At 36.3% G+C, this 25,979-nt stretch carries 25 protein-coding genes; 18 read left to right on the top strand and 7 right to left on the bottom strand.

Going from position 1 to position 25,979, the window contains the following annotated elements; all coding sequences use genetic code 11:
• Nucleotides 1-54: 54 nt before the first annotated feature.
• From DW640_RS16570 to DW640_RS16585, 4 genes are all read right to left on the bottom strand, one after another.
• Entirely contained in the window at nucleotides 55-477 is a 423-nt protein-coding gene (locus DW640_RS16570) for an RNA-binding S4 domain-containing protein (protein ID WP_008760336.1), read from the bottom strand.
• Between the two features lie 101 nt (nucleotides 478-578).
• Nucleotides 579-1,145 (bottom strand): aminoacyl-tRNA hydrolase, encoded by a 567-nt coding sequence (pth, locus tag DW640_RS16575; protein ID WP_032813877.1) that lies wholly within the window; start codon nucleotides 1,143-1,145, stop codon nucleotides 579-581.
• A 138-nt stretch (nucleotides 1,146-1,283) separates the two neighbouring features.
• Complete coding sequence (locus DW640_RS16580; RefSeq protein WP_008760337.1) at nucleotides 1,284-1,874, bottom strand: 50S ribosomal protein L25/general stress protein Ctc; 591 nt, start codon at nucleotides 1,872-1,874, stop codon at nucleotides 1,284-1,286.
• Between the two features lie 136 nt (nucleotides 1,875-2,010).
• Nucleotides 2,011-2,415: a PUR family DNA/RNA-binding protein gene (locus tag DW640_RS16585; RefSeq protein WP_008760338.1), complete on the bottom strand. Its 405-nt coding sequence runs from the start codon at nucleotides 2,413-2,415 to the stop codon at nucleotides 2,011-2,013.
• Between the two features lie 168 nt (nucleotides 2,416-2,583).
• Between DW640_RS16585 and nusB the strand changes: the two genes are divergently transcribed.
• From nusB to DW640_RS16615, 6 genes are all read left to right on the top strand, one after another.
• Complete coding sequence (gene nusB, locus DW640_RS16590) at nucleotides 2,584-3,510, top strand: transcription antitermination factor NusB (RefSeq protein WP_008760339.1); 927 nt, start codon at nucleotides 2,584-2,586, stop codon at nucleotides 3,508-3,510.
• 40 nt (nucleotides 3,511-3,550) lie between these two features.
• Nucleotides 3,551-3,868, top strand: coding sequence for a preprotein translocase subunit YajC (yajC, locus tag DW640_RS16595; RefSeq protein ID WP_008764747.1), 318 nt, complete (start codon nucleotides 3,551-3,553; stop codon nucleotides 3,866-3,868).
• 21 nt (nucleotides 3,869-3,889) lie between these two features.
• Nucleotides 3,890-4,903, top strand: coding sequence for a CdaR family protein (locus DW640_RS16600; protein ID WP_117578724.1), 1,014 nt, complete (start codon nucleotides 3,890-3,892; stop codon nucleotides 4,901-4,903).
• Nucleotides 4,893-5,507 carry a dephospho-CoA kinase gene (gene coaE / locus DW640_RS16605; RefSeq protein WP_117578725.1) on the top strand — a complete coding sequence of 205 codons (615 nt, stop codon included), beginning with the start codon at nucleotides 4,893-4,895 and terminating at the stop codon, nucleotides 5,505-5,507. The genes DW640_RS16600 and coaE overlap by 11 nt, the downstream gene beginning before the upstream one ends.
• A gap of 24 nt (nucleotides 5,508-5,531) precedes the next feature.
• Complete coding sequence (locus DW640_RS16610; protein WP_117578726.1) at nucleotides 5,532-5,966, top strand: DUF5606 domain-containing protein; 435 nt, start codon at nucleotides 5,532-5,534, stop codon at nucleotides 5,964-5,966.
• Nucleotides 5,967-6,186: 220 nt separating this feature from the next.
• A complete protein-coding gene (locus DW640_RS16615; protein WP_117578727.1) occupies nucleotides 6,187-6,435 on the top strand; it encodes a hypothetical protein in 249 nt (82 codons plus the stop codon).
• Nucleotides 6,436-6,493: 58 nt separating this feature from the next.
• Here the strand turns inward: DW640_RS16615 and clpB are convergent, their stop codons facing one another.
• Nucleotides 6,494-9,082, bottom strand: a complete 2,589-nt coding sequence (gene clpB / locus DW640_RS16620; RefSeq protein ID WP_117578728.1) for an ATP-dependent chaperone ClpB — start codon at nucleotides 9,080-9,082, stop codon at nucleotides 6,494-6,496.
• A 223-nt stretch (nucleotides 9,083-9,305) separates the two neighbouring features.
• Here clpB and DW640_RS16625 point away from each other — a divergent pair, with 223 nt between their 5' ends.
• Together DW640_RS16625 and DW640_RS16630 are read left to right on the top strand one after the other, a co-directional pair.
• Nucleotides 9,306-9,890, top strand: a complete 585-nt coding sequence (locus DW640_RS16625) for a DUF6621 family protein (RefSeq protein ID WP_117578729.1) — start codon at nucleotides 9,306-9,308, stop codon at nucleotides 9,888-9,890.
• A gap of 57 nt (nucleotides 9,891-9,947) precedes the next feature.
• The gene (locus DW640_RS16630) at nucleotides 9,948-10,844 is read left to right on the top strand and encodes a LysR family transcriptional regulator (protein ID WP_061473087.1); all 897 of its coding nucleotides are present in this window, start codon (nucleotides 9,948-9,950) and stop codon (nucleotides 10,842-10,844) included.
• Nucleotide 10,845: 1 nt separating this feature from the next.
• On the opposite strand, the gene DW640_RS16635 is transcribed toward DW640_RS16630, so the two are convergent.
• The gene (locus DW640_RS16635) at nucleotides 10,846-12,567 is read right to left on the bottom strand and encodes an ATP-binding protein (RefSeq protein ID WP_054960242.1); all 1,722 of its coding nucleotides are present in this window, start codon (nucleotides 12,565-12,567) and stop codon (nucleotides 10,846-10,848) included.
• Nucleotides 12,568-12,932: 365 nt separating this feature from the next.
• On the bottom strand, nucleotides 12,933-13,571 hold the full coding sequence (locus DW640_RS16640) for an HU family DNA-binding protein (RefSeq protein ID WP_061473088.1): 639 nt from the start codon (nucleotides 13,569-13,571) through the stop codon (nucleotides 12,933-12,935).
• Between the two features lie 776 nt (nucleotides 13,572-14,347).
• On the opposite strand from DW640_RS16640, the gene DW640_RS16645 reads away from it, so the two are divergent.
• The 10 genes from DW640_RS16645 to DW640_RS16690 all read left to right on the top strand — a co-directional run bounded on the left by DW640_RS16645 (nucleotide 14,348) and on the right by DW640_RS16690 (nucleotide 25,945).
• Nucleotides 14,348-15,631: a hypothetical protein gene (locus DW640_RS16645; RefSeq protein WP_147326391.1), complete on the top strand. Its 1,284-nt coding sequence runs from the start codon at nucleotides 14,348-14,350 to the stop codon at nucleotides 15,629-15,631.
• An 8-nt stretch (nucleotides 15,632-15,639) separates the two neighbouring features.
• A complete protein-coding gene (locus tag DW640_RS16650; protein WP_147326392.1) occupies nucleotides 15,640-16,131 on the top strand; it encodes a hypothetical protein in 492 nt (163 codons plus the stop codon).
• 21 nt (nucleotides 16,132-16,152) lie between these two features.
• Nucleotides 16,153-17,592 carry a hypothetical protein gene (locus tag DW640_RS16655; RefSeq protein ID WP_061473091.1) on the top strand — a complete coding sequence of 480 codons (1,440 nt, stop codon included), beginning with the start codon at nucleotides 16,153-16,155 and terminating at the stop codon, nucleotides 17,590-17,592.
• A 2-nt stretch (nucleotides 17,593-17,594) separates the two neighbouring features.
• Nucleotides 17,595-20,924 (top strand): hypothetical protein, encoded by a 3,330-nt coding sequence (locus DW640_RS16660; protein WP_117578731.1) that lies wholly within the window; start codon nucleotides 17,595-17,597, stop codon nucleotides 20,922-20,924.
• Nucleotides 20,925-20,932: 8 nt separating this feature from the next.
• The gene (locus DW640_RS16665) at nucleotides 20,933-21,802 is read left to right on the top strand and encodes a hypothetical protein (RefSeq protein WP_118201988.1); all 870 of its coding nucleotides are present in this window, start codon (nucleotides 20,933-20,935) and stop codon (nucleotides 21,800-21,802) included.
• Between the two features lie 5 nt (nucleotides 21,803-21,807).
• The gene (locus DW640_RS16670) at nucleotides 21,808-23,334 is read left to right on the top strand and encodes a hypothetical protein (RefSeq protein WP_117578732.1); all 1,527 of its coding nucleotides are present in this window, start codon (nucleotides 21,808-21,810) and stop codon (nucleotides 23,332-23,334) included.
• Nucleotides 23,331-23,942, top strand: a complete 612-nt coding sequence (locus DW640_RS16675) for an OmpA family protein (protein WP_061473095.1) — start codon at nucleotides 23,331-23,333, stop codon at nucleotides 23,940-23,942. Before DW640_RS16670 ends, DW640_RS16675 begins: the two co-directional genes overlap by 4 nt.
• Before the next feature lie 20 nt (nucleotides 23,943-23,962).
• Complete coding sequence (locus DW640_RS16680) at nucleotides 23,963-24,694, top strand: S1C family serine protease (protein WP_061473096.1); 732 nt, start codon at nucleotides 23,963-23,965, stop codon at nucleotides 24,692-24,694.
• Nucleotides 24,695-24,696: 2 nt separating this feature from the next.
• Nucleotides 24,697-25,056 carry a DUF6804 family protein gene (locus tag DW640_RS16685; RefSeq protein ID WP_199610400.1) on the top strand — a complete coding sequence of 120 codons (360 nt, stop codon included), beginning with the start codon at nucleotides 24,697-24,699 and terminating at the stop codon, nucleotides 25,054-25,056.
• A gap of 169 nt (nucleotides 25,057-25,225) precedes the next feature.
• Nucleotides 25,226-25,945: a Fic family protein gene (locus DW640_RS16690; protein WP_061473098.1), complete on the top strand. Its 720-nt coding sequence runs from the start codon at nucleotides 25,226-25,228 to the stop codon at nucleotides 25,943-25,945.
• Nucleotides 25,946-25,979 lie beyond the last annotated feature (34 nt).

Raw genomic sequence — 25,979 nt, forward strand, 5'->3', positions numbered from 1 at the left:
AAACGGTGAATAAACTTGTAACTTCATGCTATAAGTTTATTCACCGTTCATTATTTACTTATCTTCGTCGAAATCAAAGTCGAAATCAAAATCATCCATAAATTCCGGAGCTGTGAATTCCTCCAGACTTCTGCGGTCTTTTTTGGTTGGACGTCCGGTTCCCCGTGCGCGATCAATGAATCCGCTGATTTTACTCATTTCCAATAGTTCGTATTGGTCGGGAGTGGTAACGTTTTCCATTACATCGGGTACAAGCTTTGCGCCTACTCGCTTCTCAATAGCTTGCAGCACTTTGAATGAATAGGTAATAGGCGGCTTCTTAACTTGAACTACATCACCCGGCTTTATCATGCGAGATGCCTTTACGTATGCTCCGTTGATAGTGACACGGTTCATCTTGCAGGCTTCGGCGGCAATTGTGCGTGTCTTGAAAATACGAACAGCCCACATCCATTTATCTATTCTTGCTTCTGCCATATATTGATAATTTATTAATTAACAGTGTACCATGTGTCATGGTGGAGTACTTAATGACCGTTTGCATATATACGCTGTGAAATAGTCAATTGTAAATACTCCTATTTCTTATTGAACTGGTTCATGGTAATATCAATACCTGCCAGACAGAAACTTTTAATGATTTCTCCGGCTGTTTCCAGTCTTTCATCCATTGTCTTGCGATCTTCGTCAGTAAAGTGTCCGAGTACATAATCAATCTGTCCGCCTTTGGGGAAGTCATTTCCGATACCAAAGCGTAAACGGGCATAGTTCTGAGTTCCTAAAATGGCTGCTATGTGCTTCAGACCATTATGTCCGGCATCACTTCCTTTTCCTTTCAGACGCAGAGTGCCGAAGGGGAGAGCCAGATCGTCTACTACTATTAACACATTTTCCAAAGGGATGTTTTCTTTTTGCATCCAGTAGCGAACGGCCAGTCCGCTCAGGTTCATGAAAGTTGACGGTTTGAGCAGGATTAACTGGCGTCCTTTGATCGAAAAACTAGTGGTAAATCCGTAGCGTCCGTCAATAAAGGGAGGAGCATTGTTGATTCTTGCCAATGCCTCTACTGTCATGAAACCAATATTATGCCGGGTTTCATGATATTCGGGTCCAATGTTTCCTAGTCCGACAATTAGATATTTGATCATTGTTTTTTCGTAAAAAACAGTTCGTGAATATAAAAAGAAAAACGCAAATTAACGCAAACTAATGCAGACTGAACATCTGCTTTAATCTGCATTAATCTGCGTTTTGCTATATCTCTTTACAGGGATAATCTCAAATTACTTTCCAGCGGCTGCTGCTGCACCTCTTGCTGCACGAGTCAACTTAACAGCACATACAACTGCTTCCTTAGCGCTAATCAGTTCAAGACCTTCGAAGCTCAGTTCGCCAACTTTAACAGTCTTACCCAATCCCAGGTGAGAAACGTTAACAGTCAGTTTTTCAGGAATTACATTGTACAGAGCTTTCACTTTGATCTTACGCATCTGCAATGCAAGCTTACCACCGGCTTTCACACCTTCTGCAAGACCTTCCAGTTGTACCGGAACTTCCATAACGATAGGTTTAGCTTCGTCAATCTGATAGAAGTCAACATGAAGAATGTTGTCTTTTACCGGGTGGAATTGAATATCTTTCAGGATAGCGTTTACTTTTTTGCCATCGATATCCAGATCTACTACGTAAATGTGCGGAGTATAAACCAAGTTACGAAGACCTTCGTTAGTCACTGTAAAGTGAACAACTTCACCAGCTCCGTAAAGTACACAAGGCACACCACCGTTCTTACGAATTTCTTTTAAAGCTCTTGCTTGTTCCGAAGAGCGTTCTGCAATAGTTCTTGCAGTTCCTTTTACTTCAATTGATTTCATTTCTTAAAAAATTGTGTTACTCTAAATTAAGTTATTTTGCTTAATTCACCATTACACGATGTGGATTATCACATGATGTTGCAAAAAAGCGGTGCAAAAGTACTGTTTTTTTTTGAAATATCAAAGAGTTACCTCTTTAAAAGTCAATATCAATCTTAATTTCGTTTTCCAGCTTGTCCTCTTGTGCTTCTTCGGCAAGAGCTTCCTGTTCTCTTTTTATATCAGCTTCTTCGTTCAGGCGGCTGATGTAATCGTTCATGTCACTGTGGTTAATAAAACTGATGGCTTCTGTCAATCCTGCCATAAATTTCTGAAAATCCTCCTTATATAAGAAGATTTTATGCTTTTCGAAGCTAACCTGAGAGTCATCTCCTTCTCCCATCACCACTTTCTTACTCTCCGTAATAGCTAAAAACATTTCATCTTTACGGTTCTTCTTCACATCGAGGTAATAGATGCGTTTACCTGCTTTGATGGACTTGGAGAAAACGATCTCCTTATCATTCATGTCTGCGTTCATTTTCTTTTTAAAATCTTCCATATCATTGGGTCCGTTAATAATCGGCCTCAAAATTGGATATTTTTTTTAAACTGTCAAAAGAAAAAGCGCAGAGAATCAAATACTGCATTAAAAAATGTGATTTATTTGTGGAAACTCATTAAAAATATCTACTTTTGCAGTTCGATAATAACAGTATTAATTTGAATTATGATCAACAGAGTTCTTATTCGTCTTAAGATTATACAAATAGTGTATGCCTATTACCAAAATGGCAGCAAAAATCTAGACTCAGCGGAGAAAGAGTTATTCTTCAGCCTTTCAAAGGCGTATGACCTTTATAATTATTTGTTAATGCTGATGATGGCATTAACAGAGTATGCACAAAAACGCATTGATGCGGCAAAAGCAAAACTGGCTCCTACTAAAGAAGAGTTGTATCCCAACACAAAGTTTGTGGATAATAAGTTTGTTGCACAGTTGGAGGTGAACAAGCAACTGACCGAGTTTATATCTAATCAGAAGAGAACTTGGGCAAATGATCAGGATTTCGTCAAAGAGCTTTATGAGAAAATAGTAGAAAGCGATATTTATAAAGATTATATGGCTTCCGGTGACAATTCATATGAAGCTGACCGCGAATTGTGGAGAAAACTCTATAAAACATACATCTTTAATAATGATTCCCTTGATCAGGTACTGGAAGACCAGAGTCTGTACTGGAATGACGATAAAGAGATTGTAGATACCTTTGTCTTGAAAACGATTAAGCGTTTTGAAGAAAAGAACGGAGCGAATCAGGAATTACTTCCCGAATTCAAGGATGACGAAGATCAGGAATTTGCACGCCGTTTATTCCGTCGTACAATTCTGAATGCCGACTATTACCGTCATCTTGTGAGCGAGAATACGAAGAACTGGGATCTGGATCGTATCGCATTTATGGATATCATCATTATGCAGACCGCTTTAGCAGAAATTTTAAGTTTCCCGAACATTCCGGTGAGTGTTTCGTTAAATGAATATGTAGAAATTGCGAAGTTGTATAGTACTGCCAAGAGCGGTAGCTTTATCAACGGAACGCTGGACGGAATAGTTAATCAATTGAAAAAAGAAGGTAAGTTGACTAAAAACTGATACCTTTGTCCATATAGTAGAAACTAAAACTTGATTATTTATGAACTTATTGACTGTATTATTGCAAGCTCCCGCAGCGGGAGGTGGAAGTATGATGTGGATCATGCTGATAGCTATGTTTGTTATCATGTATTTCTTTATGATTCGCCCTCAAAATAAGAAGCAGAAAGAAATTGCTAATTTCCGTAAATCTCTTCAGGTAAATCAGTCGGTAATTACTGCAGGTGGTATCCATGGTACAATCAAAGAGATTACTGATGATTATATAGTACTTGAAATCGCTTCTAACGTGAAGATTAAAATAGATAAGAATTCTATTTTTGCTGATGCTTCGGCCGCCGGCAATCAGTCTAAATAATCTTTAGTAAACAAATACCCTATGCTCGATCGTAGGAAATTAAGATATACATATTTAAGACTATCCAAGAGAATTAAGGATTTCCTGCTTAGTGATAAAAGCAGGGAGTTCTTAATTTTTTTATTTTTTTTCCTGATAGCAGGTGGGTTCTGGCTGATTCAGACTCTTAATAATGATTATGAAGCGGAATTCTCTATTCCGGTGAGAATGAAGGATGTCCCTAATAATATTGTGCTCACTTCGGAACCTCCTTCCGAACTTCGTGTCCGGGTAAAAGATAAAGGAACGGTACTTCTTAACTATATGTTGGGAAAGAGTTTCTTTCCGGTAAATCTGAGTTTTCCTGACTATAAAGGGCAAAATAATCATGTGAAAATCTTTGCCTCTGAATTTGAAAAGAAGATACTTATTCAATTGAATGCTTCTTCTAAGATACTTTCAATAAAACCTGATACATTAGATTATATCTATTCGACAGGTAAATCCAAATTAGTACCCGTTCATTTTCAGGGAAAAGTGACTGCAGGGCTTCAATATTATGTTTCCGATACTATTTGCAGCCCGGATTCCGTATTGGTATATGCTCCGGCCGGAATTTTGGATACTATAACAACAGCTTATACTCAAGAGGTAAATCTTGAAAATATATCGGATACGATTCGTCAGCGGGTTGCCTTGGATAATAAAAAAGGAGTGAAGTTTGTTCCCGCCTCGGTTGAACTGACTTTCCCAGTAGATATTTATACTGAGAAAACCGTGGAGGTGCCGTTGCGTGGGATTAACTTCCCGGCAGATAAAGTACTCCGTGCTTTTCCATCAAAGGTTCAAATAACTTTTCAAGTGGGCTTAAAGCGTTTTCGGAGCATTAAAGCCAGTGATTTTGTGATTAATGTTTCTTATGAGGAATTGCTAAAATTAGGATCGGATAAATATACGGTGAAGTTAAAGTCGGCTCCCCGAGGAATCAATCAGATCCGTATTGTACCTGAACAAGTTGATTTTCTGATAGAACAAGTTTCTTCCGATGGCTATTAAAATAGGTATTACCGGTGGTATCGGTAGTGGAAAAAGTGTAGTTTCCAGATTGCTGGAGATTATGGGAATCCCCGTTTATATTTCGGATATTGAGGCGAAGCGTATCACTCATACAAATGACGTGATACGTCGGGAACTTTGTGCCTTAGTCGGGCAGGATGTTTTCCAGAATGGAGAATTGAATCGTCCTTTATTAGCATCTTATATATTCGGAAGCCCCGAACATACAAAAGAAGTGAATGCTGTCATTCATCCGCAGGTAAAAGAAGACTTCAGGCGCTGGGTGGTAGAGAAAGGTGATATAGCTATGGTCGGCATGGAATCTGCCATCCTTTTGGAAGCTGGCTTTAAGCAGGAAGTAGACTTTGTGGTGATGGTATATGCACCGTTGGAAGTGAGAGTGGAACGGGCAATGAGGCGTGACCATTCTTCAAGGGAATTGATAATGAAACGTATCGAAGCGCAAATGTCCGATGAGATAAAGCGGAATCATGCTGATTTTGTAATTGTGAATGACGATGAAACCCCTTTAATTCCGCAGGTTTTGAAGTTTATTTCTTTGCTATCTAAAAATAATCATTACCTTTGCTCCGCAAAAAAATAATTAATAAATAAAAGAATATATACTATGTTGAAGACTATCCTGTCTATCTCCGGTAAACCGGGATTGTACAAACTAATTTCGCAAGGAAAAAATATGTTGATTGTTGAATCAATCAGTGCAGATAAAAAACGTTTCCCCGCTTATGGTAATGAGAAAATTATCTCTTTGGCAGATATAGCAATGTATACAGATGATGCTGAAGTGCCTTTGTATGATGTGCTGGAAGCAATGAAGAAAAAAGAAAATACTGCAGTTGCCTCTATTGACCCTAAAAAAGCTACTCCGGAGCAGTTGCGTGAGTATTTAGGAGAGGTATTGCCTAACTTTGATCGTGAACGAGTATACGTTGCGGATATTAAGAAACTGATTTCTTGGTATAACATCTTAATTTCGAACGGAATTACAGAATTTAAATCAGAACCAGAAGCTGAAGAAGAGGTTGCAACTGATGAAAAATAAGTCATGAAACATTGATGGCTTAAATGCATAAATGTAATAAGGAAAGCGTGATAATGATTCAAATTGTCACGCTTTCTTGTGTTTATATAAGTATGAGTAAACAAAGAATCCCCTTTAGTGTTCTTTAAACAATCTTATGTTTGCATGAATATTTTATTGTTTATATAGTAAATAAACATAGTTTTTCTCTATCTTTGTAACTGCTAATATACGCAAAAATATGGATGTAATAACAAATAAAGAGGTAAACGTTTATCTTGATAATGAAAAAGGAACATTGTGCTTAACAAGAATGTTGGTAGGTACAATGGTATTTTTATATGATTCGCAGGGGGAGTTGAAAGAGAAACATAGATTTGCCTTGCCTTCACTCACTTTGGAGATATCCAGAAAAGGTACTTATGTCTTAGTCATGAGTCATCCTAATTGTCAGCCGGAAGTAAGAAGAATTATATATTCAGGAATATAAAAAGCCGATATGCTCACTTGAGAACATACCGGCTATCCTTATAACAACTAACTATAATTTAGTTTCTGAACACTAATCCGTCTCCGTTTGAGTCAACAATGATTGCTTTGCTTCTGTCGACTTCCTGAGACAATAACTTTTTCGACAGATCGTTCAGTAAATAACGCTGGATAGCTCTTTTTACTGGACGGGCTCCAAATTCAGGATCATATCCTACTTGGGATAAGAAACTCAAAGCAGCATCTGTCATTTCCAGTTCAACTCCGTTTTCTGCAAGCATCTTTTGTACACCTTTGATTTGTAAGAGTACAATTTGCCTGATTTCAGTTTCCGTCAGCGGCAGGAACATGATTGTTTCATCAATACGATTTAGGAATTCCGGACGAATGGTTTTCTTTAGCATATTCATCACTTCCTTCTTCGTTTCTTCGATAAGTTCTTCCTTATTCGAACCGCTCAGTTTCTCCATCTGACTTTGTATATAAGAACTTCCCATATTTGAAGTCATGATGATGATGGTGTTTTTGAAGTTGACTACTCTTCCTTTGTTGTCAGTGAGTCGTCCGTCATCCAGTACTTGCAACAGGATATTGAAAACATCCGGATGCGCTTTTTCTATTTCGTCAAACAAAACAACTGAGTAAGGTTTCCGGCGAATGGCTTCTGTCAGCTGGCCACCTTCATCGTATCCAACGTATCCCGGAGGTGCTCCGACCAAACGAGAAACACTATGCTTTTCTTGATACTCGCTCATATCTATACGCGTCATCATCGATTCATCGTCAAAGAGGAATTCCGCCAATGCCTTTGCCAGTTCAGTTTTACCGACACCGGTCGTTCCAAGGAAAATAAAAGAACCGATCGGGCGTTTGGGATCCTGTAATCCGGCACGGCTACGACGTACGGCATCTGCAACCGCTTCAATTGCTTCGTCCTGTCCAATCACTCGTTGATGGAGTTCGTCTTCCAGATGCAATAATTTATCTTTCTCACTTTGCATCATCTTGCTGACAGGGATGCCCGTCCAGCGTGAAACAACGTCAGCGATGTCTTCAGCATCCACTTCTTCTTTGATCATGGCTTTATCGCCTTGCATACCACGAAGTTTCTCCTGCGTATCTTCTATCTCTTTGTCCAGAGCCTGAAGCTTTCCGTAACGGATTTCGGCGACTTTTCCATAGTCTCCTTCACGTTCTGCTTTCTCTGCTTCGAACTTCAGATTCTCGATTTCCACTTTGTTTTGCTGGATTTTATCCATCAGCGTTTTTTCACTTTGCCATTTAGCTTTGAAAGACTTCTCAACTTCTTTTAGTTCGGCCAGTTCTTTGCCGATAATTTCCAGTTTCGGCTTATCATTTTCACGCTTAATGGCTTCACGTTCGATTTCTAACTGTTTGATCTTACGTGAGATTTCATCCAACTCTTCCGGAACAGAATCTACTTCCATACGTAGTTTGGCTGCTGCTTCATCCATCAGGTCGATTGCTTTGTCCGGCAAGAAACGGTCAGTGATGTAACGGCTGCTCAGTTCTACAGCTGCTATGATGGCATCGTCTTTGATACGTACATGATGATGGTTCTCGTAGCGTTCTTTCAATCCACGAAGGATGGAAATGGTACTCAGAGTATCCGGTTCATCTACCTGTACAATCTGGAAACGACGTTCCAATGCTTTGTCTTTTTCGAAATACTTCTGATATTCATCGAGAGTAGTTGCACCGATCGAACGTAGTTCTCCACGTGCCAATGCCGGTTTCAGAATATTTGCAGCATCCATTGCTCCTTCGCCTTTGCCAGCGCCTACCAGTGTATGAATCTCATCAATAAACAAGATTATATCACCTTCTGATTTCTTAACCTCATTGACAACTGATTTTAGTCGTTCTTCGAATTCTCCTTTATATTTTGCTCCTGCAACCAATGCTCCCATATCGAGAGAGTAGACCTGTTTGTTTTTCAGGTTTTCGGGTACGTCTCCCCGGAGGATACGATGTGCCAATCCTTCTACGATAGCTGTCTTACCTGTACCCGGTTCACCAATCAGAATCGGATTGTTCTTAGTTCTACGGCTTAATATTTGCAGTACCCGTCGGATTTCCTCGTCACGTCCGATTACAGGATCCAGCTTGCCGCTGCGGGCGGCTTCGTTCAGATTGATAGCGTATTTCTCCAATGACTGATAGTTGTCTTCACTGGATTGAGAAGTAACTTTTTCTCCTTTTCTGAGTTCATTGATAGCGTTACGCAATTCTTTTTCCGTCATTCCGGCATCTTTCAAGATGGTGGATACGGTACTTTTCACAGTTAGCAAAGCCAGCAGAATATGTTCCAATGAAACAAATTCATCTCCCATTTCTTTAGAATACTGGGTTGCCTTCTGCAATACTTCATTAGATTCTCTACTTAGGTAAGGTTCTCCTCCGGATACTTTAGGCAAAGAATCGATCTGTTTGTCAACGACTAGGGCTACCTGTTGCCCGTTCATTCCTAATTTTTGGAAGATGAAGTTAGTCACATTTTCGCCTACCTTCATTACTCCATGTAGGATATGAGCAGGTTCAATCGCCTGTTGTCCCCGACTTTGTACGAGATTTACGGCCTCCTGTACCGCTTCTTGAGATTTGATGGTAAAATTGTTAAAGTTCATATGGTTGTTCTCCTTTCTTTTTTCATGATTTTAATAACACTTGAAAGGGCTCAAAAGATTTGCCAAGTAGAAAAATATGACAAAATAGCATGATAATAAGAGAGTTAGAAGACAAAATGACGTTTTTCATCTGAATGATACTGACGAATTTGCCGCGAAATGAAGTGAATAAATAAAAGTATTGTAGTATCTTTATCCGCTGTAATCATATTATAAATAAGGTATGAATGATAAACCTCAAATAAAACTGTCTGAAACAGTAGTGTTGATTGATGCTGCTTTCTTGAATTTTGTAATTACAGATATGAAAGGTTACTTTGAAGAGACTTTGCGACGTTCTTTACAGGATATCGACCTTTCTATGTTGACCACTTATCTGACTCTGGATGCCGGAATCACGGAAGGGAAAAATGAAGTACAATTTCTTTTTGTTTACGATAAGGAGTCCGATCAGCTTGTACATTGCCATCCTTCCGATTTGGTGAAGGATTTGAATGGAGTCGCTTTTCAGAGTCCTTATGGTGAATATTCATTTGCAAGTGTTCCTTCGGAAGGGATGGTTTCACGCGAAGATTTGTTTTTGGATTTATTGTCTATCGTTGCTGATTCGGCTGATGTGAAAAGGATGATTGTCGTTTCTTTCAATGAAGAATATGGAAAGAAAGTATCCGATGCGTTGCATGAAGTGAAAGGCAAGGAGATTATCCAGTTTCGTATGAATGAGCCTGAAGTGCAGGTAGAGTATAAGTGGGATATGTTGGCATTTCCTGTTATGCAGGCATTGGGAATCAGAGCTGAAGAACTATAGTCCTTGTGTTTAATTCTTGATTTTGAATTTTAATCCTCAAATAACTCAAATAAAAAGGTGTCCGATTTTCGTTTAAAAGTATTTCAGAGCGTAGCGAAGAATCTGAGTTTTACAAAGGCTTCGCAAGAATTGTTTGTCAGCCAGCCTGCTATCACTAAGCATATTCAGGAATTGGAGACTTATTATCAGGCTCGTTTGTTCGAACGTCAGGGGAGTAAAATCTCATTGACTGTTGCCGGTGAATTACTGCTGAAGCATAGCGAAAAGATTTTAGATGATTACAAGCGGCTTGAATATGAAATGCATTTGTTGCATAACGAGTATATTGGAGAGTTGAAACTGGGAGCTAGCACGACGATTGCTCAATATGTTCTGCCCCCTTTATTGGCTCATTTTATTGCGAAGTTTCCACAAGTCAATCTTTCCGTCCTTAATGGAAACTCTCGGGGAGTGGAGGTCGCTTTGCAAGAACACCGGATTGAATTGGGATTGGTGGAAGGTATTTTTCGTTTACCTAATCTGAAATATACTTTGTTTTTGCAAGATGAACTTGTTGCGGTAGTGCATGTGAACAGTAAACTAAATATTCAGGAGGAGGTAACACCTGCAGAATTGCCGAATATCCCTTTGGTTTTGCGTGAAAGAGGTTCGGGGACGTTGGATGTATTTGAACGAGCCCTGTCGCAACACAATCTGAAGCTGTCTTCTTTGAATGTTCTGATGTATCTTGGTGGTACGGAGAGTATCAAGCTCTTTTTGGAACATACTGATTGTATGGGAATTGTTTCTATCCGGTCGGTGCATAAAGAACTTGTGGCCGGCACTTTACGGGTAGTTGAGATAAAAGGGATGCCAATGTTGCGCGAATTTAATTTTGTGCAGCTACAAGGGCAGGAGGGAGGATTATCTCAGGTTTTTATGCGCTTTGCGGGGCATCATAGCAAGAACTTGTAGGTCAGACTTCTTCCATACGAACCATCTCCCAACCGCAGAACTGTATTACGATGCAGTGAAGTTGCGTGCCTTGGCATAATAGACGGACTTTCGGACTTGCGGCATAACCATGAATTTGAGCCACCGCTTCTTCCCATTGTTCGGCAGACTGGGCATCAAACTTTTCTTTAGGCAGATATTTTAGTTCTACTATATAGCTGTGTGCAATTTCTGCATAGCGTTGCAGGTCAGGCATGAGAAACATGTCGCAAAAGCCATGGCTCAACTCTACCTCAGGTGTCGTCAAGTAATATGCATTGACGCTAAGATAGGCAGTGAAGAATCCTTGAATATTGCGTTCTCCTTCAATGCTGCTACGCACGGAAGAATTCTCTTTATAAGCTTTGGCTATAAATTCCAATGCAGGTCGCCATTCACCGTCAAATGCCATGTTATTGAAGAGTATCTCTATATCTATCAGATTGATATAGTGGTGGCTCTGATATTCTTCCAAGATATATTCATAATATTGTTTTCGGACATTTGTATTAGGGATTCCTAAGATAGTCAGATTTCCACGTGTTCCGATGATAGTCAGCATGCCATAGTAAAAAAGCAGGCTGGGAAATATTTCCGGATTCGTAATCTGGTCTGCGGAAAAAGACTGGAATAGGTTAGTGATGATTTTTCCTTCTTCGGCAATGCGTTTGATAACGCCTTTGCGATTGCCGTCAAGACGATCCAGTTGGATGAGTTTTTTCATCTTGTTATAATCCGTTCGGGTATTAGGGTCAATCATCTGTTCGGGAGATGCTCCCAACTGAATCCGATTCCGAAGGTAGTAAAGTACCATATCGCAGTTGAACATTTTGGGATCAGAACTCAGGCTTTGACGTGCAAAACAATAATTGTCATACCACGGCTTCATTTCCAGAATCATTTCTTCAATATCTCCATGCAGTTGCCCTGTTTCCTTGTAATATTGGAACATAGTGCGCACATCTTTTTCAGAAAATCCTAGCATCTGGTTAAATACCGGACTGGTACTGATGTTCCAACCGATATTATAACCGCTCGACAAGTCGTCTAGCGTTACGGGACTGACACCGATCATAAAGATACGGTCGAACATCCCTTTATAGTTTTTGAAGGCATCACGGTAGAAGCCGCTTGCGTGGGTGATGGCACGATATATTTCGTTGCCTTTTTCATTGAGGACGACATTGGTGAAGTTATCGTATTCATCTATAATAAGATATAGGGGATAACCTAATCTCCTGGCTTCGTCATCAAGGATGTGAAGTTTATCAATTCCTTTATCCGCAGCACTGAAACGTTCTATGAATTCGTCTGTGTAATATTCACGATATCTGTTGAGAAAACCGTCTAGCTGCACAGCGCTGTAAGAATCAAATCTTTGTGGCAGTTCATCAATATTGCCACCGATTTTGGAAAAGTCAAGATAAAGTATTTGGTATTTGCCTTGAAGCGGAGTTGCATGCTGACCGATCCAGAGATTGCCGAAGAGTTGCTGGAACTTATCTTTTTGTGAAAGGTCATAGTATGACCGAACCATACTAAGCAGTAGACTCTTGCCGAAACGTCGAGGACGAATGAATATCAGGTAGTTGGCTTGATCTTCCAATAAGGGGATATACATTGTTTTGTCCACGTAATAGCAGTTTTGCATGATTACGTCCTCAAAGTTGGACATGCCATATGGTATCTTTTTCACTGTTTCCATAACTATAAAGTTTGCTGCTTTTTGTTTTCAGATCCTAGCTCTTCAAACAATCAAAAATCAAAGATAGTTCTTTTAAGATGATTATTCCATTTTTGTGCGTTTATTTTCCAATTCGATCATAACCGCTGCTTTTTCATTCGAATCTAACCTTCTACAGAAAAAGAAAAAAAGATTTTATCTCTCATTACTCTCATTGTTTTTTCTTAAATATCAGATAATAAGATTCTTATCGAATGAGAGATACTTCTCCGAGAACCTATCTCTCATCATTTTATAGTGAAAATACGCCTGAAAACTGTTATCTCTCATTTGTTTTTAGTTATCTCTCATCTATTTTCAGGGTATCTCTCATCATATATTATTTTTTATTCAGTGGCAACTTTCTTCTTTACATAGACTCTGTGCGAACCTCTTCCTGTAATATCAATACCGGATTCCGGAAGATCAGCCCATTGTTTCAGTTCTTTAGTAGCAGCTGTCTGAAGCAGTCCGGTTAGTCTCTGGTAATTCCGTACAGTCAGGAAAGCGTGTTCGTCGAGAAATTTCAGGGCTAATGTCAGCCGTTGCTCCGGTGTGAACTTTTTAGAGGAGCGTTGTGGTTTCCATGGAGCTCTTTCCAGCCGGCATCTTTCATTAATGTTTCTGATCATCGTTCTGTCTACCCGAAAATTCACTCCTCCTACGCAGATGCTTTGTGCGTTTCGGTGTTTGGCGCCTTCTTCCGCCTCTTCTCGTTCTTTGTCCCTGCATAGGGCGAGTGAGGGGGTAAAAGTCCCTATTCCGTCTATTTTCACAGAGCGTCCTTCCGCCATCAGATGCGCCATTTCTATGGCGGTTTGGAGCAATACGCCTTCTATGTCTCCGGCACTGAAGCCGCTGACGTCTCCTACTCGTTGCGCCAACTCTTTTATGCTTGCATTGTCTATCCGTGCAAACTTGGGATAAGTAATTCTTTTGCCCGTTTTCTGAATGTCGGGCATCTCTTCCATAATGTATCGTGCCATAATGTCTTGGTTCTAAAGTATTAATAGATAAGTTCTTTGGTATTAGAGGTAAAGTTCCTTTCTTCTAATACTAAAGTTCTTATTGGTTAATTATAAACTATAAATGATGCTTTTGTTTTTATAAATGCAAGTTGCATTTATAAAGTTGCAACTTTCATTTGTATAATTGGAATTTGCATTTATAGTTTACTATTAAACAAAGGTAACTTATCTTCTTGATAAAAGCAAGTTTACTTCTAATAAAGAATAATTTATTTGTTAATAGATTGGGGGATAAGTAATAGGAGGTAATGTTTTAATGAGTTTGGATTGCTTTTGCCGAAAAGGTGTATCATTAATGAAAAAGAATGGCATGAAGTAGGATATTTAATTTTATTTTTATAGTTTTGCATTGTCTCTCACGCCGATACCTCAATTCGTGAGGTTAGGGTGGTGTGGGAGATGTATTATATAAAGAAAGGCGTTTACTTAACGCTTTGTCTTTGGCTGTTTGAAACTTCGAACACTTTAAGCAGTAGTCAAAACAAAGCAACAGTAGATGTCTACGGGATATGTTTATACCCCCAAGTATACTTTGAAATAAAAGTATACTTGGATTGTTATACATATCGGCGTGGGCTTCTGCGTTGCTCGTTCAGACTACTACGGGCAGTTCGAAGGCCTCAAACAGCGGGACGAGTAACAGGTACAGATTCCCGCGCTTTTTCTTTTATAGTATTTACTTATCTAATTAATGAACCGTCCGGTTCGGGAATCTGCGGATATAAAATGTCTTTATGAATAAGATACTATTGAGTAGTGTATTGATGGTCATTATTTGTATTTCGGCTTTTTCGTCTTGTAAAGAAAGAATGGGTAAAGTAGATCCTCCTGTAATACCTAAGCCTGTTACTGAAGTAGATTCTCCTGTTGTATTGACTGTATATCTGGAGAATACTGGTAGCATGGACGGATATGTAAATGGGAATACAGGATTTAAACAAACAATCTATTATTATTTGACAGAATTACGCGACAAGATTACTTCTTCCATTCATTTATTTTACATAAATAGCAAAGTCATTTCTATGGGTAATGATATAAAAACTTATATCCATAGTACAACGCCTACTACATTTAAAGCAAATGGAGGAGATTTGGGAACATCTGATATAGCTACAGTATTAGATTCTTTATTAAGTAGACGTAAAAAGGATGAAGTTGTTCTTTTTATTTCCGATTGTGTTGTTTCTCCCGGGAAAAAATACGCAACACATCCTGATGATATAAATGGCTATCTATTGCAGCAATGTACTGATATGACAAGCGTTTTTCGGAGAGAACTGAATAAATATAAAGATTTAACAGTTGCTATATGTCAACTACAATCTCATTTTGATGGTAAATTCTTTAATAAAATAGATCAATGGAGCTATTATAAGGGTGAACGTCCTTTTTATTTTTGGTTAATAGGTTCTACACGACAAATAAAGTCTATAATGGATAAAATACCTTGGAGTGATTTTAATGATAAAGGAGCTAAAGTCGAAAATTTGTATGTACTGACTTCTTTAGAACAACAAGTGGAGTATGCGGTTGTAAAAACTGGTTGTTGGGGGAGTTTCGAGTATGAGCACTCTCGTGCGGCGGGTATGTCTAAAACAATATGTAAAGTGAAAAAAGAGAATAAAGGAAAGAACGCTGGAAAGTTTAGGTTTTCTATAGGAGTGGATTTAAACTTTTTTCCTTTAGATGATAATTACTTGTATAATTCAGAGAATTATCAGGTAAATAATAAAGACTATTCTGTTGAAGTGATAAAAATGAGTTCAGATAACTTCTCTCATCAAGTGAGTTTAACTACAGAAATTATTTCACCTTGCCAAATAACAGTTTCTCTAAAAAATAAACTTCCAGATTGGGTAAATGAGAAAACCGATTTTATAGGACAGGATTTGATTATTGATAAAGCAGAAAATAAAACATTCGGGTTGAAGTATTTGGTAGAAGGAGTCTATAAGGCTTTCGTAGATACTAAGTCTTCAGATGATTATGCGCAATTTATAGTAACGATTAAATAAATAATATTATGAGAGCTTTTTTAGAAACATTATTAGGAAATATGTATGGCTGGTTTGACTTTTTTTATTGCCGCAATCTTTCGGAGCATCTTTGGGGATGGGATATGAATACACACGGCTTTACAAAAGAGCTATGTTATAATACAATAGGATTATATACGCTACTTATATCTACTATCGTAATGGTCACATATTATTATTTTATTGATCATCCACGCTTTTGCAAGTGGTGGAGTTGGGCTATCATGGCTGTGTTCAATAGCATAATGTGTCTGTTGCTTGGATATTATTTCACATATATGGATTATGATTCGGGGAGGATATCCGATGATTTAATGTATGTAAGAGATGAACAAGGACAAGTCGTTAGCCAGTTAATCAATGAATCTGATTGTTGGGGATTCGGCATCTCTAATATGATTATTGCATTTATCTTTTTCTTGATATTGTCACTTATATTTAAATGGTGGAGTACGGCAGCTAAATATTCTCCTTTTTAATACACTAAAATTAACACTAAAATGAAAACATACGTATTTGGCATAGGAGGTACAGGTGCACGAGTTATAAAATCACTTGTTATGTTGATGAGTGCCGGGATTGATATGCATACAGATGAAATAGTTCCTATATTTATTGATCCTGATAATGCGGCGGCAGACTTAACGCGAACTGTAACTGTATTGCGAAGTTATCAAATAATAAATGAGCACATACTGTTTACAAAAGACGTGGAAGATAAATTCTTTAAAACGCGGATCGGTGAACCTATTTCAGGTTTTAAAATGAATTTAGCCAATGTGTCTAATGGTACTTTTGCACAATATATGAATTTTGGAACATTGAGTGTGGAAAATCAAGCATTGGCACGTATCCTTTTCTCTGATATTAATTGGGGAACTATGATGGATGTAGGTTTTAAAGGAAACCCTAATATTGGTAGTGTTGTACTCAATCAATTTACTAGGTCGCAAGATTTTGTTGATTTCGCAGCCAATTTTCAGCAGGGGGATCGTATTTTTATTATCAGTTCTATTTTTGGAGGAACAGGTGCTAGTGGTTTTCCCTTATTGTTGAAAAATCTAAGAGGTATTGATTCTAAGTTACCAAATGCAGATTTGATTCGAAATGCTCCTATTGGTGCTATTACTGTATTACCTTATTTTAATGTAGAATCGGATGCTGACGGAAGACATATTATTGATGGTTCTACATTTATTTCCAAAGCAAAAGCTGCATTAGAGTACTATGAAAAAAATATTAGTGGAAATAATTCATTGAATGCTTTCTATTATATAGCAGATGATATAAATAAAAGTTATGCTTATAGTGAAGGTGGTACAACGCAGCAGAATGATGCGCATTTGGTAGAGCTGCTTGGTGCTTTAGCTGTAGTTGATTTTTGTGAGATTGATATATCATTACTCGATTCGGCTTCTGGTAAAGCTGTAAATCCTTTCTATAAAGAATTTGGTATTAATGAAGGAAGTGATGTACTTAGTTTCCTTAATTTCTATGATAGTACCAGAAGATTATTGCAAAAACCGATGACGCAATTTATACTTTTCTGTAAATATATGGATGAACAGCTTCCTTCATCCAAAGATCAAGCTTGGGCGAAAGGTAAGCGTTCGTTTGATGAAAATTTTTTTAAAAGTAGTTTTTATGCCCACTTATCAGTGATCAAAAAAGCCTATTTACAATGGTTGCAAGAATTAGCCTACAATCAGCGGGGATTCGCACCATTTGAATTGGCGGAAATGAAAAAAGATGTATTTGGACTTGTGAAGGGAATAGTACCTAGTAAGGTAATGACACTTAAAAGTAATTATGCGTTGTTTGATTATCGACTGTCTGGTATTGAACCTAAAATATCCAATAACTTGAATGTGGAAGCTCGCTTTATTGAGTTATTTTATCAGGCGACAGAAAAATTAGTAAATGAAAAAAAATTAGCTTAATCATGGGAAAAGTGTTTAGATTACATACAGGTGCTAATACCTTAGAAGGATGGGACGATGCTAATGCTCCCTATGGAACTTCAGCAATAAATCAGATTAAAGATCCAAATGGTGCGACAAGTAAGAAAGAAATTACATCTATACCGTCTCCATTTGCGCGAATGGATTTAGTGAAAGTGGCGTTTAAGAATGTAACGGATAATCATCAAGTAGAGGGTGATACCATATTTCATAAGTTAGTCTCTGATTGCTTCGATGTCGGTGAGATATTTTTCAATATTGATAAGCTATCGGATAAGCTACGCATTATAGCTTGGGATAGACAAAACGATTTGAAAGTTTTATTAGATTCTAATGATTCTCAGCATCGTTTATTGGGTGAGACGTTGAAGCTATATATGGAACAAGATGCGCAAGCTTTTAATTTTAAAAACTTACAGCGTATTTATTTACTAGACTACATAGGTCCGAATAGACCTGCTCAAATGAATATTATTGGAGGAACTTCTCCGATAACACTATTTTTCACTCCTGCCAATAATTTGTCTTATGTATCTAAAAATATTTGTTTTGGTAATGACCGTCCATTTGATGATGATTATCAACCATTATATAAAAGAGATATTGATTACATACGTTATTGGTTTGCTTTGAAAAATGAGATGCCAGAATTTGCGGTGTTATTTCCAGAAGTAAATGCTTATTTGGAACTTACTTATCAATGTCTGGATGGTAATACAAAGGATGAAATTGATAAATTGCAGGTCGGTGATTATGAATCTTTATTCAGTGAACTGTCAGTAGGAAATGTTGCAAACTTAGTAGAAGTGTTAGGATTCCCTTTGAAAAAACAGAATCCGGTTAGCGCAAATAATTTCAAGAGTGATTTCACTATTAAATCCTCTGTTTATAAAGGAGAAATAAAACCGTTAGTCTTACCGATTAACACATATACTAAGCCCAATATGCGTTATGTAACATCTTATTGGGATAAGAGTCTAAAAGCACCTATTACTGACGATCGCTTGCTTCAGGAAAGGATATTGCCAGAGGTTGGAACGAAATACCCTTACTTAACCATTGGTGATTTTTTAGAAGATAATATAATTTTTACTGGCTATACTTTAAATGATGATAACTTTTATAATGCTGGTTACCAGAAAGATAACGAATGTTATTTATTGCCTATAAGAAAAGAATTTTTTTCTTATTTTACGATAGAAGAATTGAAAAGTGAGATGCCTGATGGGAAGAAAATGTTTGAACTTTCATCCAATGCAGGAGGTATAAAGGCAACTTTAAGAATTCCAATACAAAAGGGGGAATACATAACCTATGAACGTATTTATTTTAATAGCCAACCAGAAGAGGAAGAAAATAAAGGTGGAATTTTTGTATCTGAAGCTTATTGTATAGGGTTATTTCCTGCTATAAAGTTCGTAAATGATCAGAAAGCTAAATATAGAGTTATAATATCAGGTAATAGTTCTTTTTTTAATTCAAGTCTTGATTTTTATCAGGGATGTAAAAGAGTTGATATTGCAGGTAAATCTGAAAGAAATGTTGATGTAGAGAATCTTGCTTCTAATGTAACCTATATTTTAGAAAAGAATTTTGATTATGTTCAGATGAATATAAAAGAAGGTATCAGTGGAATAATTGTTCCTCAATGGAAAATTTCTTCTGGAAGTAGTGAATTTATTTTTGCCATTGATTTTGGGACAAGTAACACCCATATAGAATATGCTATTGTAGGGTCAAAGGTCTCTGAACCTTTTGATATATCATATAAAGATAGGCAGCTTTATAAGCTTAATGAATATTTACTTGCAAATACAATATTCAATAATGATTATATTCCAGCAGAGATCAACCAATCTTCTCAGTATCACTTTCCAATTCGAACTGTTTTATCAGAAGGGAAAAACACGGACTGGAAGAAACCTGTATTTGCGATGGCGAATACTAATATTCCATTTACTTATGAAAAAGAAATGTTACCTGATTTTGATAAATGGACGACGGAGCTAAAATGGGGTAATACTATTGATAGTCAACAGAAGGTATATCATTATTTGGAAACTTTGTTTTTATTATTAAGAAATAAAGTATTGTTGAACAATGGTGAATTGGAGAAAACTAAGATTGTATGGTTTTACCCGGCAAGTATGACCGAAGGTCGATACAATAAATATGCTAAAATATGGAACGAATTATATAAGGTTTATTTTGGGCAAAATGTGTTTAATGTTGTCCCTGTCTCAGAATCTTTAGCTCCTTATTCTTTTTATAAAAATAAGAAAGGGGCGACAACGGATGTGGTTTCTATTGATATAGGTGGTGGAACAACAGATGTATTGATTGTTAGAGAAGGAAGAGCTGATTTGCTTACTTCTTTCAGATTTGCTGCTAATTCAATTTTTGGAGATGGTTATGGTTTAGATGCTGATAGTAATACTTTTTTACGGTACTATATTAAAGAGATAAAAGAGAAGTTTACTGCAAATGCTTTTAATGAATTGATTGATGTGCTAGGGAAATTAGATACTCAGAAGGTTTCTGCTGATATATTCTCTTTCTTCTTTTCGTTAGCAAGAAACAAAAAGATATTAGAGTCTGGATTGAAGATTGATTTTAATGAATTATTGTCACAAGACGATAATTGCAGATATTTATTTATTTTGTTCTATGCGGCTATTATGTATCATATAGCTTCAATTATGAAGATAAAGAAATTACCAATGCCAAGACATATTACATTTAGTGGAAACGGTTCTAAAATGTTACAGATTCTAACACCAAGTAATGAGACTTTGGAAAATTTCACGAAGTTGATTTTTGAAAAAGTTTATGGAGTTGATTATGATATTGATGGAGTAACAATTATTCGAAACTTTGAGAATCCTAAAGAAGCTACATGCAAGGGAGGAATCTTGAATCCGGAGCCACAACCTTATAGTGATATTGATAATCTGAAACAAACTTTATTAGGCGATGGTATGGGTACGTTCATTACAGGGGATATAAAATATGACGCTGTAGGAGAGAAGATGCAAACCGATGTATTAAATGAAGTAATACATTTTATAGACGTTTTTATTCAATTAAATAATGAGTTCTCATATGTAAACAAGTTTAGTGCAGAACCTTCCAAATGGAATCTTGTCAAGCAATGTTGTGAGAAAGACATTAAAAAGCATTTAAAAGATGGAATTACGCAAAAAAAGGAAGAATTGCACCAAACTGGAACTGAACCTAAAATAGAAGAAACATTATTCTTTTATCCATTGGTTGGAATCTTGAATCAAATGGCACAGGAACTTTATAAATAAGAGAGTCTATGAAAAAGTTGATAATGATAATAATGTATTTGACGTTTTGTGTACCAATTATATGGACGCAAACTCATCAGATAAAAGATGCTATACAAATTGGTAGTGTAAAGGAGAATAATTTAGATACTTCCTTGGTTGTTAATGTTACAAAAGAACAAGTACAGGATTTGGTGATTAATTCGTATCTCTCGAAAGATGAAATAGATAATAAGATTATGAAAACTAAGATAATTTGGGGCATTACATTAAGAACTTTACATATTATATTAGGTGTTCTTCTTATTATTTTATGTGTGGTAGTAGGTGTGTTGTATTATCTTTATTCACGATTGAGTATTAGAAATAGAGAATACGAAAATGAAGCTTATGTAATGAAGCGATGTGTAAAGCGGCTTGAACAGAATGTTCAAGATTGTTCGAGTAGAGTTGATTATATGCACAGAAGAGTTAAGGAAAGTATAGGTTCTGAAATTGATTCAACTATATCTGATGTGAAAGATGAAAAAACAAAAGAAAATTTGAAATCTGAGAATATTCAAAGTACCCTTGAAGAAGCTGACTTAAGTGATATCATAGGCTATGCGGAATACCTTGGTAAACAAAAAATGAGATTGTTTAATTCTCCTAACTCAGAGACCATTTATATTATAAAAAAAGGAGAGAATAGACATGGAGTTTGCTTTATTGTGGATAGTACTAATGTACAGAAAGCGATAAAGAATAAAACAGTATGCTTAGATCCATTGTGTAATATTATCAAAGGAAGTCAGCAATCTGCTATTGATATTAAAACTATTAATCCTGGTATTGTCCAACTGGAACAAGGAAATATTTATAAAGTGATTGAAAAAGCTAATATTGAATTAATATCATAACTATTATGGATCCAATAATACTAACTCTTATTATTATCGTTGTTACAATACAAATCGGAATATTTATCCGTACTTGGCATTCTCTTAACAAATATGTTAATATTTTTAAAAGAGTGGCGTTTGATAGAGATGAGGAATCTCATACGATTGTTGTCCATGATCCCTCTTTATTTTTGTCTGATAATATTGTTGCACCTATCAATCAGTATCTTTCTAAGAATGAAGGGGCTGTTGCCGATTTTTTATTAATAAAAGACATTGTTGAACGTAATTGTGATATGAAACGGGAAGAAATAGATTCCCAATTGCCAATGCCACTCTATTTGGGGTTAATGGGAACAATGCTCGGTATTATAACAGGTATTGGTGGCATTGCTTTGAAAAATGGAAATGGATTTAGTGAATTTATTAATAAACCAAGTGAATCCATAGGTATATTAATGGGGGGTGTTGCTATTGCTATGATTGCTAGTTTTATAGGTATATTGTTTACTACTTGTGGATCGTGGATTGCTAAAAGTGCAACATTGAAAGTAGAGGAGGGTAAGAATAAATTTTATACGTGGATCCAAACGGATTTATTGCCCAATATTGGAGGAACTGCAAACAGTATTGTAATGCTCCAACAAAATTTGATGAAGTTTAATCGGACTTTTGCAGATAATGTGAATAAGTTAGACCAAGCTTTTGAGAAGATCGGGGGATGTTACAGAGATCAGATTGCTCTCATAGAGGAACTTCAAAAACTAGATATGAAGAATATGGCAACTGCTAATGTTAGAGTGTTACAGGAATTGAATGGTTGTATGCCTCAATTACAACAGTTTTATGAGTATTTGCAAAGTGTTAATAATTATATTTCCAATGTTAATGCTTTGAATCATAAGTTAGATGCAAACGAGAACCGTACTAAATTAATTGAAGAAATGAGTACATTTTTTAAAGAGGAAGTATCTGCAATTAGTCAACGTAAAGCTGCTATTAGCCAAACAGTAGGACAAGTTGACGATTATTTGCAAAAGGCTTTAGAGAATTTAATGATGAATTCAGAAACAGGTATGCAGAAATTGAATGTCGCATTGATAACGCAACAAGATTCTTTTAATAGTATTCTCAATCGTTTGCAAGAGGATTTTCCGGAAAAGATGAAAGTAACATTGGCTACTCAACAAGAGTTGTTTAATAATGCTCTTATTGAACAAAGAGAGGAATTTAAACATAGAATGCAAGAAACAGTAAGCTTGTTGGATGGATTGAAAGATTTCCTAAGTAAGAATAGCGACCTTAATTCTTTTAAAGAAGAGTTAATTGTTATCGCTCATGAACAGAAAGAACAATTGGCTTTATTAGCTAACGCAATTGAAAATATAACAATACATGTAGACAACGAATTACCAAATATTAGCAGTAATGTGTCCATAAAAATTCCTCAGTATGCTAAGTATTTATTGTTTGGATTTGCGGGGATAGGAATAATAGCATTTCTGATAATGATTGTGTCCTACGTCTTCAATCTATTACTAAGAGTATGAGTAAGAAGTCTTTCTTTTGGGCAAGCTATGCTGACTTAATGACGAGTCTGTTTTTTATAATGTTGACTTTATTTGTATTGACAATTGTAATGCTAAAAAGACAATCAGAAGCTACAGAAACAGAACTAAATAAAATACGGGAAATACAAAATGCGGTTAGTAATATTGACTCTACTTATTTTGAATATAACGAGAAGCATAAGAAACATATTCTTAAGATAGATGTAAGCTTTCAAACGGGTAGTGCAGATATATCTAATATTAACGATTCAGTTCTTGTACAACTAAAAAATGCGGGTAAAACGATTCAGAGTTTTATTCTAAAGACATATGAAAAGTATGCTGGTGTTCAATATTTGCTGATTATTGAAGGGCAAGCTTCTAAGGATAATTATTTATTCAACGATGAATTGAGCTATAATAGAGCATTAGCTTTAAAAAAATTTTGGAAAGATAGTTTGATAACTTTTGATCCCAAACAATGTGAGGTGATTGTCTCTGGAAGTGGCGCTTCTGGAGATCTACGTATGGAGCCTGATATTCCTGGCAATGAAAAGAACCAGCGTTTTTTAATACATATATTGCCAAAGCCAGGAATCATAAAGTAGAAATATAAATTGAGACTAAAATGAAATTATTTGTCGATGCTTTATTAATTGTATTGTTATTTGGGTATACTTCTTGCACTAAAGCAAAAAGGAATAAAGGAGAGTTTCATCGTTCGTCCTCTACTGTTATTATTCCAAGTTTAGAACAGAAAAAAATAAAAAGCAAGCAAGCTATTTCCAAATCTATTCAATCTCATATATTAGAGCCTACGGAAATCTTCAAAAAATACAATTCGGCTGTTTTTATGATTTATACAACTGATGGATTGGGAGTCTTTCAAGGATCTGGTTTTTTTATTAGTGAGAATGGTGTAGCTGTTAGTAATTACCATGTGTTTAAGGGAACTGCTGTTGGATCTGAAGTTATTAAACTATCAGATGGCAGACAATGTAAAATATCTGAAGTGATAGCAAAAAGTGAATCAGAAGATTATATATTATTTCGTATAAAAGGGCATTTTGTTCACATACCAGTATCCCATCGAAAGAATAACGTAGGTGAAAAAGTTTATACGATAGGTAGTCCTCGCGGATTGGAAAATACTTTTTCATCTGGAGAGATATCTCAAATTAGGGATGATAATTATATTCAGATTAGTTGTCCTATAGATCATGGAAGTAGTGGAGGTGTTTTGATTAATGCTTATGGTGAAGCGATTGGCATTACAACGGGTGGACATGACGAATCTGGTGCTAATTTGAATTTTGCTAAAAATATTAAAGTGTTAAATCTGTCAAATTACTCATATTAAGAATGAAGCAGAAATGGATTAGAATAGTATTAGCTGTGGCTTTGTTGGTATGTTTAGCTCCAATGCCTTATGGATATTATGTATTGGTTCGATATGGATTAACTATTGTGTTAACTTTTATGGCTTATGAATATGGGAAGAATAAACAAAAGTTCTTTTGTGTGATTTGTGCTGCTTTGGCTGGTTTGTTTCAGCCTATTATGAAAGTACCGTTAGGACGTGATATCTGGAATGTTGTGGATATAATAGTGGCAATATTCTTAATCTATTTGTGCTTACATAATAAAGGGTTAAAAAAAATGATTACTACATTCTTTTGGATCAATAATATAGATTTTATTAACGAGAAAGGGCATTCTTAACAGGTGTTTCCTACGATTATTTTGCCCACGATTGTGAAGTACCTTAGGTCTTTATATGCAATGAACTAATGATATTAGTATTCTTTATTATAAAGTTAATAGAGTAGCTATGTTGAATCCTCATATTTCTTCTGTATCTTTGTCTCTGTACAATTGAAAGTAGAAAATCATGGATAAAATTGTTACATACCTCTTAGAGGAAAAGAAAGCGAAGCGAAAAGGTGGCTTATACCATAAGACACAGGTGAGTTTGACTTACAACTCCAATCGAATAGAAGGTAGTCGGCTTACTGAAGAGCAAACCCGCTATATCTTTGAAACCCGGACGATAGGTTTTAAAGATGAAGAAGCTGTGTCTGTTGATGACATTATTGAAACTTCCAATCACTTTATTGCTTTTGATTATCTACTAGATACAATAGATGAACCTTTATCCGGCAAGTTGATAAAGGAACTGCATCGAATATTGAAGACAGGAACTGCTGATGCTACAAAAGCATGGTTCAACGTGGGAGACTGGAAAAGGTTGCCAAATGAAGTTGGAGGAACTCAAACAGTAATGCCACAACAGGTTGATACTGAAATAACTCGCTTAAATGATAGATATAACTCAACCTTTGATGTTACTTTTGAAGATATTATTGAGTATCATTATCATTTTGAAAAGATACATCCATTTCAAGATGGTAATGGCAGTGTGGGACGTCTGATTCTATTTCGTGAGTGTTTGCGCCATAATATAGTTCCATTTATTATAGACGAACGGCATAAGCAGTTTTATTATCGTGGCCTCAGAGAATTTGCAACTACTCGTGGCTATTTGCTTGATACTTGCCTGTCGGCACAAGATACGTATACAACATGGGTTAAGTATTTCTATCCAGAGTAGCTTGGCTAATCTTTTAATGTACAATTGAATTTTA

The sequence above is a fragment of the Bacteroides sp. AM23-12 genome (assembly GCF_003434395.1).
Taxonomy (GTDB): Bacteria; Bacteroidota; Bacteroidia; order Bacteroidales; family Bacteroidaceae; genus Bacteroides; species Bacteroides thetaiotaomicron.

Excerpts from the sequence above, each read along its gene's own strand:
- DW640_RS16650 (WP_147326392.1), top strand. The coding sequence starts at position 15,640 with ATGAGAGCTTTTTTAGAAACATTATTAGGAAATATGTATGGCTGGTTT.
- DW640_RS16645 (WP_147326391.1), top strand. The coding sequence starts at position 14,348 with ATGAATAAGATACTATTGAGTAGTGTATTGATGGTCATTATTTGTATT.
- DW640_RS16675 (WP_061473095.1), top strand. The coding sequence starts at position 23,331 with ATGAGTAAGAAGTCTTTCTTTTGGGCAAGCTATGCTGACTTAATGACG.
- DW640_RS16570 (WP_008760336.1), bottom strand. The coding sequence starts at position 477 with ATGGCAGAAGCAAGAATAGATAAATGGATGTGGGCTGTTCGTATTTTC.
- DW640_RS16665 (WP_118201988.1), top strand. The coding sequence starts at position 20,933 with ATGAAAAAGTTGATAATGATAATAATGTATTTGACGTTTTGTGTACCA.
- DW640_RS16690 (WP_061473098.1), top strand. The coding sequence starts at position 25,226 with ATGGATAAAATTGTTACATACCTCTTAGAGGAAAAGAAAGCGAAGCGA.
- nusB (WP_008760339.1), top strand. The coding sequence starts at position 2,584 with ATGATCAACAGAGTTCTTATTCGTCTTAAGATTATACAAATAGTGTAT.
- yajC (WP_008764747.1), top strand. The coding sequence starts at position 3,551 with ATGAACTTATTGACTGTATTATTGCAAGCTCCCGCAGCGGGAGGTGGA.
- DW640_RS16640 (WP_061473088.1), bottom strand. The coding sequence starts at position 13,571 with ATGGCACGATACATTATGGAAGAGATGCCCGACATTCAGAAAACGGGC.
- coaE (WP_117578725.1), top strand. The coding sequence starts at position 4,893 with ATGGCTATTAAAATAGGTATTACCGGTGGTATCGGTAGTGGAAAAAGT.
- DW640_RS16685 (WP_199610400.1), top strand. The coding sequence starts at position 24,697 with ATGAAGCAGAAATGGATTAGAATAGTATTAGCTGTGGCTTTGTTGGTA.
- DW640_RS16660 (WP_117578731.1), top strand. The coding sequence starts at position 17,595 with ATGGGAAAAGTGTTTAGATTACATACAGGTGCTAATACCTTAGAAGGA.
- DW640_RS16585 (WP_008760338.1), bottom strand. The coding sequence starts at position 2,415 with ATGGAAGATTTTAAAAAGAAAATGAACGCAGACATGAATGATAAGGAG.
- DW640_RS16680 (WP_061473096.1), top strand. The coding sequence starts at position 23,963 with ATGAAATTATTTGTCGATGCTTTATTAATTGTATTGTTATTTGGGTAT.
- DW640_RS16580 (WP_008760337.1), bottom strand. The coding sequence starts at position 1,874 with ATGAAATCAATTGAAGTAAAAGGAACTGCAAGAACTATTGCAGAACGC.
- DW640_RS16600 (WP_117578724.1), top strand. The coding sequence starts at position 3,890 with ATGCTCGATCGTAGGAAATTAAGATATACATATTTAAGACTATCCAAG.
- DW640_RS16610 (WP_117578726.1), top strand. The coding sequence starts at position 5,532 with ATGTTGAAGACTATCCTGTCTATCTCCGGTAAACCGGGATTGTACAAA.
- DW640_RS16670 (WP_117578732.1), top strand. The coding sequence starts at position 21,808 with ATGGATCCAATAATACTAACTCTTATTATTATCGTTGTTACAATACAA.
- clpB (WP_117578728.1), bottom strand. The coding sequence starts at position 9,082 with ATGAACTTTAACAATTTTACCATCAAATCTCAAGAAGCGGTACAGGAG.
- DW640_RS16635 (WP_054960242.1), bottom strand. The coding sequence starts at position 12,567 with ATGGAAACAGTGAAAAAGATACCATATGGCATGTCCAACTTTGAGGAC.
- DW640_RS16625 (WP_117578729.1), top strand. The coding sequence starts at position 9,306 with ATGAATGATAAACCTCAAATAAAACTGTCTGAAACAGTAGTGTTGATT.
- DW640_RS16655 (WP_061473091.1), top strand. The coding sequence starts at position 16,153 with ATGAAAACATACGTATTTGGCATAGGAGGTACAGGTGCACGAGTTATA.
- DW640_RS16615 (WP_117578727.1), top strand. The coding sequence starts at position 6,187 with ATGGATGTAATAACAAATAAAGAGGTAAACGTTTATCTTGATAATGAA.